The sequence below is a fragment of the Arthrobacter sp. RIT-PI-e genome (genome assembly GCF_001187915.1).
In the GTDB taxonomy this organism is placed as follows: domain Bacteria; phylum Actinomycetota; class Actinomycetes; order Actinomycetales; family Micrococcaceae; genus Arthrobacter_D.
In genome coordinates, this window is record NZ_LGIU01000067.1 from 1 (window position 1) to 12962 (window position 12962).

12 protein-coding genes and 2 pseudogenes are annotated in these 12962 nt (G+C 70.0%); 4 read left to right on the forward strand and 10 right to left on the reverse strand.

Features of this window, described 5'->3' with window-relative positions; translation table 11 throughout:
- Positions 1–4: 4 nt before the first annotated feature.
- Positions 5–97 (forward strand): annotated as a pseudogene (locus AC792_RS17510) (type II 3-dehydroquinate dehydratase); the annotation flags it as partial.
- 207 nt (positions 98–304) lie between these two features.
- Here the strand turns inward: AC792_RS17510 and AC792_RS17515 are convergent.
- The 3 genes from AC792_RS17515 to AC792_RS09855 all read right to left on the reverse strand — a co-directional run bounded on the left by AC792_RS17515 (position 305) and on the right by AC792_RS09855 (position 3064).
- Positions 305–1261 (reverse strand): tetratricopeptide repeat protein, encoded by a 957-nt coding sequence (locus AC792_RS17515; RefSeq protein ID WP_049830359.1) that lies wholly within the window; start codon positions 1259–1261, stop codon positions 305–307.
- 73 nt (positions 1262–1334) lie between these two features.
- Positions 1335–2381, reverse strand: a complete 1047-nt coding sequence (locus AC792_RS09850) for a hypothetical protein (RefSeq protein ID WP_152916130.1) — start codon at positions 2379–2381, stop codon at positions 1335–1337.
- Positions 2375–3064 carry a hypothetical protein gene (locus tag AC792_RS09855; protein WP_152916131.1) on the reverse strand — a complete coding sequence of 230 codons (690 nt, stop codon included), beginning with the start codon at positions 3062–3064 and terminating at the stop codon, positions 2375–2377. Before AC792_RS09855 ends, AC792_RS09850 begins: the two co-directional genes overlap by 7 nt.
- A gap of 330 nt (positions 3065–3394) precedes the next feature.
- On the opposite strand from AC792_RS09855, the pseudogene AC792_RS09860 reads away from it, so the two are divergent.
- A pseudogene (locus AC792_RS09860) lies at positions 3395–4695 on the forward strand (AI-2E family transporter).
- 10 nt (positions 4696–4705) lie between these two features.
- Here the strand turns inward: AC792_RS09860 and AC792_RS09865 are convergent.
- Both AC792_RS09865 and AC792_RS09870 read right to left on the reverse strand, forming a co-directional pair.
- Entirely contained in the window at positions 4706–5515 is an 810-nt protein-coding gene (locus AC792_RS09865; protein ID WP_049830362.1) for an alpha/beta hydrolase, read from the reverse strand.
- Positions 5516–5572: 57 nt separating this feature from the next.
- Entirely contained in the window at positions 5573–5899 is a 327-nt protein-coding gene (locus AC792_RS09870) for a hypothetical protein (RefSeq protein ID WP_049830363.1), read from the reverse strand.
- An 80-nt stretch (positions 5900–5979) separates the two neighbouring features.
- Between AC792_RS09870 and nucS the strand changes: the two genes are divergently transcribed.
- Together nucS and AC792_RS09880 are read left to right on the forward strand one after the other, a co-directional pair.
- Positions 5980–6675: an endonuclease NucS gene (nucS, locus tag AC792_RS09875; RefSeq protein ID WP_049830364.1), complete on the forward strand. Its 696-nt coding sequence runs from the start codon at positions 5980–5982 to the stop codon at positions 6673–6675.
- Between the two features lie 40 nt (positions 6676–6715).
- Positions 6716–7942, forward strand: a complete 1227-nt coding sequence (locus tag AC792_RS09880) for an N-acetylglucosamine-6-phosphate deacetylase (RefSeq protein ID WP_049830365.1) — start codon at positions 6716–6718, stop codon at positions 7940–7942.
- Between the two features lie 32 nt (positions 7943–7974).
- Here the strand turns inward: AC792_RS09880 and AC792_RS09885 are convergent, their stop codons facing one another.
- The 5 genes from AC792_RS09885 to atpA form a co-directional block, all read right to left on the reverse strand.
- Complete coding sequence (locus AC792_RS09885) at positions 7975–8406, reverse strand: DUF2550 domain-containing protein (RefSeq protein ID WP_049830366.1); 432 nt, start codon at positions 8404–8406, stop codon at positions 7975–7977.
- Positions 8407–8412: 6 nt separating this feature from the next.
- Positions 8413–8706: a F0F1 ATP synthase subunit epsilon gene (locus AC792_RS09890; RefSeq protein WP_049830367.1), complete on the reverse strand. Its 294-nt coding sequence runs from the start codon at positions 8704–8706 to the stop codon at positions 8413–8415.
- Between the two features lie 5 nt (positions 8707–8711).
- Entirely contained in the window at positions 8712–10175 is a 1464-nt protein-coding gene (atpD, locus tag AC792_RS09895; RefSeq protein WP_049830368.1) for a F0F1 ATP synthase subunit beta, read from the reverse strand.
- Positions 10176–10258: 83 nt separating this feature from the next.
- On the reverse strand, positions 10259–11152 hold the full coding sequence (locus AC792_RS09900) for a F0F1 ATP synthase subunit gamma (RefSeq protein WP_049830369.1): 894 nt from the start codon (positions 11150–11152) through the stop codon (positions 10259–10261).
- A 96-nt stretch (positions 11153–11248) separates the two neighbouring features.
- Positions 11249–12883, reverse strand: a complete 1635-nt coding sequence (atpA, locus tag AC792_RS09905) for a F0F1 ATP synthase subunit alpha (RefSeq protein WP_049830370.1) — start codon at positions 12881–12883, stop codon at positions 11249–11251.
- Between the last annotated feature and the right edge of the window lie 79 nt (positions 12884–12962).

The following is a 12962-nucleotide window of genomic DNA, read 5'->3' on the forward strand; positions in this document are numbered from 1 at the left end:
GGAGGTGCACATCAGCAACGTGCACCGGCGGGAAGAGTTCCGCCACGTCTCCTACATCTCCGGTGTGGCGGGAGCGGGGGTCGTGGGGGGCGGCATCGACGGCCACCGCCCCGCGGGGGGCCCTCTCGCATCGAGGGCCACGGGCCGGAACCCCCCCCAGGGGGCCACCCCCGGGAAAGAAGACCCCGGGGCCCCCCCGGGGGCCCCCCCCCGCCCCCCGAGGGGGGCCGCGGGGGGGCCTTCCCCCCCCCCCCCCCCCCCCCCCGGAACTGCTCGTGCGGGAGGGGAAGGAACGGGCCGGGACCTAGAACAGTGCCCTGGCGAGAGCGCTCCGGGCCTTGGTCACGCGCGGATCGGAGACGCCGACGACGTCGAACAGGTCCAGCAGGCGCTTGCGCGCCGTCTCCCGGTCCTCGCCCGCCGCACGCCCGATGAAGGAGATGACGCGGTTGAACGCGTCCTCCACATGGCCCCCCGTGAGATCGAGATCGGCGACGGCGAGCTGGGCGTCCACCGCGTCCGGCTGCTGGGCCCCCTGCTCCCGGATCGCGGCGGCGTCCAGATCCTGGACACGCTGCATCAGCTCGACCTGGGCCAGGCCCGCCTTCGCCTCGGCGTCGGCGGGTTGCTCGGCGAGCGCCCGGCGGTACGCGGCGGCGGCGGCCGGGTAGTCACTCCGCTCGATGGCATCGAAGGCCTCCTGGTGCAGTGGGGGGAGCTCCGGGTCCGCCGGCATGTCGGACTCCGGCTGGGATCCGTCGTTGAGCGTCCCGGTGACCCCGTTGGCCTCGGCCACCTTCAGGAGTTCGTCGAGGTAGGCACGGATCTGCTGGTCCGCCAGGGCCCCCTCGAACAGCGGTACGGGCTGGCCCTTGACCACCGCGACGACCGTGGGCGCCCCCTGTGCCTGGAAGGCCTGGGCGATCTGGGGATGCGCCTCCAGGTCCACGTTGGCGAGCAGCACCCGGCCGTCGAGCTCCACGGCGGCGGCCTCGAGGACGGCCGTCACCTGCTGCGACTGCTCGCTCCAGGTGGCGCGGAGGTTGACCACCACCGGCACCTCGGAGGAGAGCTGCACCAGCTGCGGGAAGGTCTGCTCCGTCACCTCGACGACGTAGGGGCTCGCGGTGGCCTCCGCCTGGCGTGGTGCAGCCGGGCGTGCGGCGGCGTCTGCCCGCGCCTTGAGCGCGGACAGGTCCACGGCTCCCCGCAGGTTCATGCTCGACGGCGGTATCCCGCCGCGCTGTGCTGGTGTGGACAATGCTCTTACCTTTCGTTGACTGCTGCTCATTGCTCCCGGTACGGCCCGGTGCGCCGGCCTCGGTGCACCCGCCTCAGCGGAGGGTGGCCGACAGCAGTTGCTGCGCGGCTCCGACGACCCTGATGGTGGCATCGCTCCCGGCCGGTGGGACGTACATCATCACGGCTTCACCGTAGTTCACATCGATGCCGCTCTCGCTGGTGTCCTGTCCGGTGAGCTCCTGGTAGACGGTACCCGTGAGATCGATGGTGTCGCCCGAGGATCTCGGGACGCTGGAGTAGGTGTGCTCGAGGTACCCGAACACCATCGCCCCTCCGTCCCCCGTCAGGAGGGCCTCGGTGCGGTCGGGGACGGCGGTGTGGGTGAAGGTGATCGTCGCAGCGTCGTTGCCGGGATCGGCCACCACCTCGGCCTGGAAGTCGATGATGGCGTCGGTGAAGGAGTTGTCCTCGAAGGTCTGCACCGCGGCGTCGTCGGGGTCCGTCAGGTGATCGGCGATCGCCGTCACCGCGTCCTGCGGGGCGGCGTTCAGCGCTCCGGCGTCGTCGAGGGCCACGGGCCCGGTGGCCCCCGCGGTGGGTGGTGAGGGGAAGGTGCTGCCGGGCAGCATCTGGATCGCCGACACCAGCAGGTAGTTCTCGCGCGGCGATCCCTGCGTGAGCAGGAGGGCCTGGGGCACCGGGTCCTCCTCCCCCTGGGTGAGCGCCACGATGCTGCGTGGCCACCCCTCGCTCGTGGGGATCAGGTCCAGGAGCACCGGGGCGGCGGTCACCGGGGGCAGCGCGGCCGCGGCGTCGTCGGCTGCCTGCAATGCATAGGCCCCCGCTCTCAATTCACCCGCGGCTCCCCCGATCCGGCCTGTCAGCAACCCTGCGTCGGCGGCGGCATCGGCTTCCTCGGCGGTGGTCGCGACCGCTCGGAGGATCCGCGTGAGCTGGGTGTCGAGGACCACGGGCGGGCCGCTCGCCACGCTCCCCGCCGACGGTGCGCCCGTGGCGACGGCCGGTGACGGAGTACCGCCGCTGCTGCCCGGGGCGGGCGTGGTGGTGGCCAGCCCGGGGGCCGCGAGGACCAGTGGACCCGCACCGATCGCGCACATGGCCACCAGGGCGGTCACCACCGGGCCGGGCGCGGCCGGGCGCGCCGCCCGCGCCGGGTGCGCGCCCCAGGTCGCTGCCGCGCGTGGGCGCGTGTCCCGGCTCCTGCACGCCTGCCACCGCGTCCGCGCGGTGGCAGGAGGAGCATGACGATCCCCAGGACGACGACGAGCGCGCCGCCGATGATCAGCGGGAGGGCGAAGGGTGTGGAGGAATCGGCGGGGACCACCACGGAGAGCTGCACGGGGGCAGGGTCCGTACCGTCGGCTGCGAGCAGTATGGACCACTCGCCCTCCGCGGGCGCGTTCCACCGGTAGGTCAGCGTGCCGTCGCCGGGCTCCTCGACCACCCAGAGATCACTGCCCCGGGGATCGGGGACGGCGTCCTCGCCGTCCGTGCGCTCCACCGTCAGCACGTCCTCGGACCGCCCGGTCACGCTCACGCGCGCCGCGTCGCCGACCCACGCCGCCACGTCCGCGGACCGGCCGGCGGCCAGGACGAACGGACCGTCCGCCTCCACGGTCAGCTCGAGGAACTCGCTCGAGTCACCGACCACCCGCGGATCCACCACCGTGACCGGGGCTGCCGCCGGGTCCTCGCGCACGCTCGCGGTCACCGTCTCGTCGGGCGCCCACAGTGTCTGCTGCCCGACGCCGAGCAGCATCAGCAGGAGACCGGCCACGATGATCGGTATCGCTGTCTTCATCCGCACTGGCTGCCTATCGTCGTCCGCGACGGTGGGCCTTCCGCCCGCTCACGCCCTGCCTCCCCGACCGACATGCGGACCGCAGCAGCACGCGGGCGGGGACGATGTCCTCATCGTAACGACATTCCGCCCCGCCGGCCGTGCCTGTGGAGTACGCCGTCGTCGGGTCGCCCCCGCCCCGTGTCCCCCGCGGGAATGGTCCCTCGAGGGGCCCACGCCGGACTACGGACGGTGGCACCCGGCTGTTAGGGTTTCGCTTGTCGTACCATCCGCGGTAGAGGCACCGATGACGCGAAAGCAGAGCTCTACGTGACACACCACGACGTCCCGCTGGACCAGCCGCTCCCCGGGCCGGGATCCGCGCACACCGGTACGGACCGCGAGGATGCAGGACGGGACGGGGGAAGCGGCCCACCCCCTCCCGCTCCCACCGGTGTGCGCGGATTCCTGACCCTCGCACGGAGATCCCTCACCACCGCCCCGTCCCGGCAGCGCTTTGAGTTCCCCCCCGAGCGTGATCCCGGGCCGGTACCGGTGGATCCCGATGTCTCCCTCTCCGACGAACGGCTGAAGTTCGGGGGCGCCTACCCGCGGAGCATGCGGAACCACCCCATCCACTTCGGGTTCATGACCACGGTGGGCGTGGGTCTCGCCCTGCTGGCGTTCTTCATCATCACCAACGTGGGCGAGCTCATGGTGTGGATCGGGGCCGCGCTGTTCATCGCGCTCGGGCTCGATCCGATCGTGCGGTGGCTCGAGACCAAGCGGGTGCCACGGCCGGCCGGGATAGCACTGTCCCTGCTGGTGCTCCTCGGGATCGTGGCAGGCTTCTTCTCGCTGCTCATCCCCACGATCGTCAACCAGACCTCGCAGATCGTGGACCGTGGCCCGGGGTACGCCGACGATTTCCTCAACTCGGAGTTCTTCACCACGGTCGACGAGCAGTTCCAGGTACGGGATCGCGTGAGTACCGAGATCGACCGGTTCTTCGCCAACAACGAGGCCGTGGGCGGCATCTTCGGCGGGGTGCTCGGGGTGGGCTCGGTGATCCTCAACGGGCTGTTCGGCACCCTCGTGGTCCTGGTGCTCACCCTGTACTTCCTGGCGTCCCTGCCCTCCATGAAGAGGTGGGCCTACCGGCTCGCGCCCCCCACCCCGCGCGCCCGCGTGGAGGTCCTGTCCGAGGAGATCACCCGCAGCGTGGGCATGTACGTGATCGGCCAGGCCTGCGTGGGGATCCTCAACGGCAGCTTCGCGTTCATCGTGATGTCCGTCGCGGACGTCCCGTTCTCGGTGCTCCTGGCCTTCGTCGTCGCGCTCCTGGCCTTCATCCCGCTGGTGGGCGGTACCATCGCCGCCGTCGTCGTCAGCCTGATCGCGCTCACGGTGGGGTGGCACACCGCGCTGCTGTTCGCAGTCCCGTACGTGGCCTACCTGCAGTTCGAGGCGTACTTCATCTCACCGCGCATCATGCAGCGGGCCGTGGCCGTCCCAGGGGCGGTCGCGGGGATCGCCGTGATCGCCGGCGGCCCGCCCCTCGGCGTGCCCGGTGCCTGATCGCCATCCCCCCCGCGGCGGCCGTGATGCTGCTGCTCAAGGAAGTGTTCATCGCGCACCAGGACAGCCAGTAGCGGGTGTGCCTCACCGGCCCGCGGTGGCCGGGGGTGCGACGGCGGACGGTCCGCTCCACTCCGAGGGCAGGGGGAGCCCGACGCCGGGTCGCACCACGCCGACGATCTCGTCGAGCACCCGGGCGGCGTACTTCTCCCCCACCCAGAGGTGCTTGGCACCGTCCACGCCGGTGACCTCGGCGTGCGGGACGCGCGCGAAGCGCTTCACCGCCTCGTCGGGCACGAGGTAGTCGTCGAACTCCGGGACGAGCACCTTCAGGGGCAACCCGCTGGCGGCCCAGGTGTCGAGGTCGTCGTCGCCGGCGCGGTGCAGCGGCGGGGAGAGCAGGATCGCGCCCTCGATCAGCTCGGCCACCGGGTCGCTCGCGCCGTACTTCAGGCACAACTCGGTGCCGAAGGACCAGCCCACCAGCCAGATGTCGTGCAGCCCCTGGGCCACGGCCCAGTCCACGGCGGCCTGCACGTCCAGGCGCTCGGCCCCGCCGCCGTCGAAGGTCCCCTCACTGCAGCCGCGCGGGGAGCAGGTGCCCCGGGTGTTGAAGCGGAGGACGGCGACGTCCGCCAGGGCGGGCAGGCGGTAGGACGCCTTCTTGTACACGTGGGAGTCCATGAAGCCGCCGTGCGTGGGCAGGGGGTGGAAGGTCACGAGGGTGGCCTCGGGAACGCCTCCCACCGGTGCCGCGAACTCCCCCACGAGCGTCAGACCGTCCTCGGTCACGAGCTCGATGTTCCGGCGTTCAGCGGGCAGCACCGTCGAGGCACGGATCTCGATCGGCGCCTCGCCGGTGGTGTAGGTGTACTCGGGGGCATCGCGCGTCATGGCCCCCAGTCTAGGTGGGCGTGTGCGCCCGCCTGCCATGACGGTGGCGTGCTCCGGCTACTGGTAGCGGAAGCTGCGCGTTTGCCAGCACCGCACGTGCCAGTGCCGGCGGTCCGCCAGGGCCGTCTCCGGCCCGAAGAGCGAGTCCTCGCGCCACACCACCAGGTGGGCGATCCCCGGCAGGATGGACGCGTGGCAGCCGGGGCAGGTGTACGTCTTCGCCGCATTGCGCTCCGTGATCCGGCGCACGGTCCACTCGCCGTCGGGGGCCGACTGGCGCAGGGGCAGACCCACCCGGGCCCGCTCGAGATCCGGCTCCGGCGGAGCGTCCCACTTGGGACGCGCGGAACTGCGCGGACGGTTCGGTCGGTTGGAGCGGGGCATCTCCCCAGTGTGCCCGATCGGACCCCCGAGCGGGCACGTGCGTGCAGCTGCGAGGACCCGGTGCCGGTAGAGTCGTCGGCGTGCGTCTCGTCATTGCCCGCTGCTCCGTCGACTACGTCGGCCGCCTCCGCGCGCATCTGCCCCTGGCCACCCGCCTCCTGATGGTGAAATCGGACGGCTCCGTCCTGGTGCACTCGGACGGCGGCTCCTACAAACCCCTGAACTGGATGAGCCCTCCGGCCACGCTCCGGGTGAGCGGACCCGACGACGCCGACCGCGCCGAGGGCATCACCGAGGTGTGGACCGTGCAGCACGCCAAGAGCGACGACAGGCTGGTGATCAGCATCCGGGAGCAGCTCCACGACTCCTCGCACGACCTCGGCGTGGACCCGGGTCTGGTGAAGGACGGCGTGGAGGCCGACCTCCAACGACTGCTGGCCGAACAGATCGAGCTGCTGGGCACCGGTTCCTCCCTCATCCGCCGGGAGTACATGACGGCGATCGGTCCCGTGGACATCCTGGCCCGGGACCCGCAGGGGCGCACCGTGGCGATCGAGCTCAAGCGCCGCGGCGACATCGACGGCGTGGAACAGCTCACGCGCTACCTCGAGCTCCTCAACCGTGACCCCCTGATGTCCCCGGTGCGCGGGGTGTTCGCCGCGCAGCAGATCAAGCCGCAGGCCCGGACCCTCGCCACCGACCGCGGGATCGACTGCCTGACCCTCGACTACGACGCCATGCGCGGCGTGGACGACAGCGCGTCCCGGCTCTTCTAGACCCATAGGGTCCGGACCACCGACGCCCTAGACTCGGGGGATGGCCCACGAGCGCACAACGCCCACTGCCCTGTACGGACGACTGGTCAGCGAGTCCGTCACCTTCGACCACGGCGTCCTGAGCTGGCAGGACGGCCGCATCACGGCGGCGGGACCCGCGGACGGTGCGGTGGAGGCCTCCGCGGTGCGGCTCCCCGAGGACTTCCTGATCCTCCCCGGACTCGTGGACCTGCACTGCCACGGCGGCGGCGGGGGCGACTTCACCTCCGGCTCACCCGAGGAGATCCGGCGGGCGGCGCGGTTCCTGCACGGCAGGGGCTCGACGACGGTGCTCGCCAGCACCTGCGCCGCACCCGTCCACGAGCTCGAGGCCGCCTTCGGCAGGCTCGCCGACGAGGTGGACGACGGCCTGCTCGCCGGCATCCACGCCGAGGGCCCGTACCTGTCACCGGAGCGCAGCGGGGCCCACGATCCGGCGCACCTGCTGCTGCCGGACCACGAGGACACGATCCGCCTGCTGGCCGCCGCTCGCGGGCAGCTCACCTCCATGACGTACGCACCGGAGCTGCCCGGCAGCGACGCCCTGGTCTACGACCTCGTGATGCACGGGGTCATCCCCTCGATCGGTCACACCGACGCCTCCACGGAGCAGACCACGGCCGCCCTGGACCTCATCTGTGAGGAGCTTGCCTCCACCGGGTTCGTGGGCTTCAGCGGCCGGCCCACCGCCACGCACCTGTTCAACGCGATGCCGCCGCTGCACCATCGGGTCCCGGGACCGGTGCCGCTCCTGCTCCAGCGGGCGCGGCTCGGCGAGATCGCCGTCGAGCTGGTCGCGGACGGCGTCCACCTCCACCCGGAGACCGTGCGGATGGCGTTCACGATCGCGGGGGCGGAGAACATCTGCCTGGTCAGCGACGCGACGGCGGCGGCGGGCTGCGCGTCCGGGTCCTACCGGCTCGGCGGGCGCGAGGTGACCGTCGTGGGCGGCACCGCCGTGCTCGCCGACACCGGAGCACTCGCCGGAGGTGCGGGGACGCTTGTCGACGTGGTGCGCAGCACGGTGCGGGCCGGCGTCGCCGTCGAGGACGCGGTGCGGGCGGCATCCTCCGTCCCGGCGGCCGTCCTCGGGCTGGCGGACGAGGTGGGAGGTCTGCGCGCGGGTCTGCGCGCGGACGCGGTGGTGGTGTCACCGGACTTCGAGGTACGGGGTGTGCTGCGCCAGGGGACCTGGATCCTGCCGCTCGACGAGGATCTCGCCGGGTGACCGGTGAGGTCCTGCGCGGACAACCGGTGGGCCTAGCGCCAGGTGCCGATTCCGATCACGGGCCCGGCCTCGATCCAGGAGGACAGGCCGGCGTAGACGTCGTACTTCATCGCGAGCTCCATCGGCTGACCCTCGTGGGTCAGCCGGACGACGATCGCACCGGGCTGGATGCGCACCCGCTCCGCCTCCGTGGGCTCCCGCCAGCCCTCCACCTGGAGTGAACTGCGCAGGAAGCGGAACCGTGGCCGTGGGCTCAGCGAGAGCAGGCTCAGCCACTCCAGGTTCTTGTCCGTGTAACGACAAACCCCCACCCGCCAGCCCTGGGGAGGGAGGCGGATGGAGGAGTCGAAGGTACCGAGGGTGCGGTTGAGCTGGAAGCGGCGGAGCAGGAACGCGACGATCACGAGCACGAACAGCCCGAAGACCGCTCCGAGACAGACGACCGTCACACCCAACGGCTCCATGCGTGGCTAGTCGGCTTCCGGGGACACCGAACCGCCGACCCGCGCGTTGTCCGCCACGATCACCACGCGGTTGGAGTCGACGGAGAAGAAACCGCCGTCGACGCCCACCTCCAGGCGGTCGCCGTTCACCGGCTCCACCGACAGTTCACCTGCTTCGAGGATCGCCAGGATGGGCGTGTGACCGGGGAGGATCCCGATCTGCCCGTTCGTGGTGCGTGCGTTCACCGAGCGCGCCGGGCCCGACCACACGAAGTGGTCGGCCGCGACGATCTCGACCTCTAGTTCGCCGTGGGTTGCCATCGGCGCTACTTACCGGTCTGCTCTTGGATCTTGGCCCACTGGCGCTCGACGTCGTCGAGGCCACCGACGTTGAAGAACGCCTGCTCCGCGATGTGGTCGAGATCGCCGTTGCAGATCGCCGAGAAGCCCTCGATGGTGTCCTTGATGGAGACCGTGGAACCCTCCACACCGGTGAACTGCTTGGCGGTGTAGGTGTTCTGCGAGAGGAACTGCTGGATGCGGCGCGCACGGGCCACGATCACCTTGTCCTCCTCGCCGAGTTCGTCGATACCGAGGATCGCGATGATGTCCTGCAGTTCCTTGTTCTTCTGCAGGATCTGCTTCACGCGCACCGCGGTGTTGTAGTGGTCGTGACCGATGTACTGCGGGTCCAGGATGCGCGAGGTCGAGGCGAGCGGGTCCACGGCCGGGTACAGGCCACGGGACGCGATCTCGCGGGAGAGCTCGGTGGTCGCGTCGAGGTGCGCGAACGTGGTCGCCGGGGCCGGGTCGGTGTAGTCGTCGGCAGGCACATAGATCGCCTGCATGGACGTGATCGAGTGGCCCTTCGTCGAGGTGATGCGCTCCTGCAGGAGACCCATCTCATCGGCGAGGTTCGGCTGGTAGCCCACGGCGGAGGGCATACGGCCCAGCAGGGTCGACACCTCTGAACCGGCCTGGGTGAAGCGGAAGATGTTGTCGATGAACAGCAGCACGTCCTGGTTCTGCACATCGCGGAAGTACTCCGCCATGGTCAGCGCGGACAGGGCCACACGCAGGCGCGTTCCGGGCGGCTCGTCCATCTGGCCGAACACGAGGGCGGTGTCCTTCAGGACTCCCGCCTCCTCCATCTCGACCCAGAGGTCGTTGCCCTCACGGGTACGCTCACCGACACCGGCGAACACCGAGGTACCACCGAAGTTGCGTGCCACACGCGTGATCATCTCCTGGATGAGCACGGTCTTGCCGACGCCGGCGCCGCCGAACAGGCCGATCTTGCCACCCTTGATGTAGGGGGTGAGGAGGTCGATCACCTTGATGCCGGTCTCCAGCATCTCGGTGGAGCCCTCGAGCGAGGCGAAGCTCGGCGCGGAGCGGTGGATCGGCCAGCGCTCGGAGATCTCCAGCGCGGACTCCTCGACGTCGAGCGGCTTGCCGAGGACGTTGAAGATGTGCCCCTTGACGCCGTCGCCCACGGGGACAGAGATCGGGGCACCGGTGTCCTGGACCACGGTGCCGCGCACCAGGCCGTCGGTGGCCTGCAGCGAGATCGCGCGGACCAGGTTGTCACCGAGGTGCTGCGAGGTCTCGAAGGTGATCAGCCGGGTCTCCCCGCCGAGGGTGATCTCGGTGGTGAGGGCGTTGTACATTGCGGGGATCGCGTCGGCCGGGAACTCGACGTCCACGACGGGGCCGATGACACGTGCAATACGGCCGGTGGCGCCGGGGGCAACTGAGTCCGTACCGCGTTCAACAGTCTGGGCAGTCATGTCTCTCACTTCATTTACGTAGCTGGCGTGGGAACAAGTCTAGCTGTGCACCTGAGGGCTCGGGGCTCCCGGTGCGGGAGGCGTCAGGAGGCGTTGAGCGCGTCCGCGCCGGCCACGATCTCCGAGAGCTCCTGGGTGATCTCCGCCTGGCGGGCGGTGTTGCGCAGCCGGGTGTACTTCTTGATGAGCTCGGTCGCGTTGTCGCCCGCGGACTTCATGGCGCGCTGACGCGCGGCGAGTTCGCTCGCTGCCGCCTGCAGCAGTGCCGCGAAGATCCGGGATTCGATGTAGCGCGGCAGGAGGGCGTCCAGCACCTGTTCGGGATCGGGTTCGTACTCGTACAGCGGGAGGAGGTCGCCCGTCTGGGTCACTTCCTCCTCGACGACCTCGAGGGGCAGCAGCCGCATGACCGAGGGTTCCTGGACCACCATGGAGCGGAACTTCGTGTAGACCACGTGGATCTCCTCGGCACCGCCGTCCTCGTAGTCCCGGAGGAACGTCTCGAGCAGGGTCTCGCCGATCTCCCGGGCCGTGGCGAACTCGGGCGCGTCCGTGCCTCCGGTCCACACCTTCTCGTAGTCGCGTCCGCGGAAGTCGAAGTACGCCTGCGCCTTGCGGCCCACGAGATAGGCCTGGATCTCCTTGCCCTCGCCGCGGAGCTTCTCGAACAGACCCTCGGCCTGCTTGAGCGCACTGGCGGAGTAGGACCCGGCGAGACCGCGGTCGGAGGTCAGGACCAGCACTGCCGCGCGCCGCACCTCACCGTGCTCGGTGGTCAGCGGGTGGTCGATCTCCGACTGCGACGACACGGCCGAGACCGCACGGGTGATCGCATTGGCGTAGGGCAACGCCGCTGCTACACGCGTGCGTGCCTTGCCGATACGAGAAGTCGCGATCAGTTCCATCGCCTTGAAGATCTTCCGCGTCGACGTGGTCGAGGCGATCTTCTGGCGGTAGACCCGGATCTGGGCTCCCATTCTTGTCCTTTCCTTCGCCTCCGCTGCGGGAGGCGATCAGGGCCAGGGTACTGCGGTACGGGAGGGGCGCTCCACGCCCCTCCCGTACGCTGTCCGCTAGCGCTTCTGTCGAACGATCTGTTCCTGCTCGACCGATTCGCCCTCGATCGCATCGTGGCTCTCGGTGCCGGCGCCGAACCCGTCGGCACCCTCACCGAAGAAGCCCTCCTTGAAGCTCACGATCTGGCTCTTCAGCTCATCGGCCGTCGAGTCCTCGAGCTTGCCCGTCTGGGCGAGGGTGGTGAGGATCTGCGACCGGTGTCCGAGGTGCTCCAGGAACTGGGTCTCGAACCGGTTGATGTCCTCCACCGGGACGTCGTCGAGGTAGCCGTTGGTACCGGCCCAGATGGAGACCACCTGTTGCTCCACCGGCATCGGCGAGTACTGCCCCTGCTTCAGCAGCTCCATGAGGCGGGCACCCCGGGTCAGCTGCTGGCGGGAGGCGGCATCGAGGTCGGACGCGAACATCGCGAACGCCTGCATGTCGCGGTACTGCGCCAGGTCGAGCTTCAAGGTACCGGAGACCTTCTTCATGGACTTCACCTGTGCGGCACCACCCACGCGGGAGACGGACACGCCCACGTCGACGGCCGGCCGCTGGTTGGCGTTGAAGAGGTCCGACTGCAGGAAGATCTGGCCGTCGGTGATGGAGATGACGTTGGTCGGGATGTAGGCCGAGACGTCGTTGGCCTTCGTCTCGATCAGCGGCAGACCCGTCATGGAACCGGCACCGAGCTCGTCGGAGAGCTTGGCACAGCGCTCCAGGAGGCGGGAGTGCAGGTAGAACACGTCACCCGGGTACGCCTCGCGTCCCGGCGGGCGGCGCAGCAGCAGCGACACCGCACGGTAGGCCTCGGCCTGCTTGGAGAGGTCGTCGAACACGATCAGCACGTGCTTGCCGCCGTACATCCAGTGCTGCCCGATGGCGGAGCCGGCGTAGGGCGCCAGGTACTTGAACCCGGCGGGGTCGGAGGCCGGCGAGGCGACGATGGTGGTGTACTCCAGCGCGCCCTTGTCCTCGAGCGTCTGCCGGACGGCGGCGATGGTCGACGCCTTCTGGCCGATGGCGACGTAGATGCAGCGCACCTGCTTGTTCACGTCCCCCGAGGCCCAGTTGGCCTTCTGGTTGATGATCGTGTCCACCGCGATGGCCGTCTTGCCGGTCTGGCGGTCACCGATGATCAGCTGGCGCTGTCCGCGGCCGATCGGGATCATCGCGTCGATCGCCTTGAGGCCGGTCTGCATCGGCTCGTGCACCGACTTGCGCTGGGTCACTCCGGGCGCCTGGGTCTCCAGGGCACGGCGTCCCTCGGCGACGATCTCGCCGAGGTCGTCGATGGGCTGGCCCAGCGGGTCCACGACGCGGCCGAGGAACGCGTCACCGACGGGGACGGAGAGGATCTCACCGGTGCGGTGGACCTCCTGGCCCTCTTCGATGCCGTTGTAGTCACCCAGTACGACGACGCCGATCTCACGGGTGTCGAGGTTCTGGGCGAGGCCCAGCGTGCCGTCCTCGAAACGGAGGAGCTCGTTCGCCATGGCGGAGGGAAGTCCCTCGACCCGGGCGATGCCGTCACTCGCCGTGGTCACGCGGCCGACTTCAACGCGCTCGGCGTTCCCGGGCTCGTAGGATGCCGCAAAGTCGTTCAACGCATTACGGACGTCTTCGGCGTTGATGGTCAATTCGGCCATCTGCAATCCCTGCTCTCCTGTGTTGCGATCCCCGGTTCCCCGGGGACCTGGATGTTGTTCGGTGTGGTTGTGCTGATCA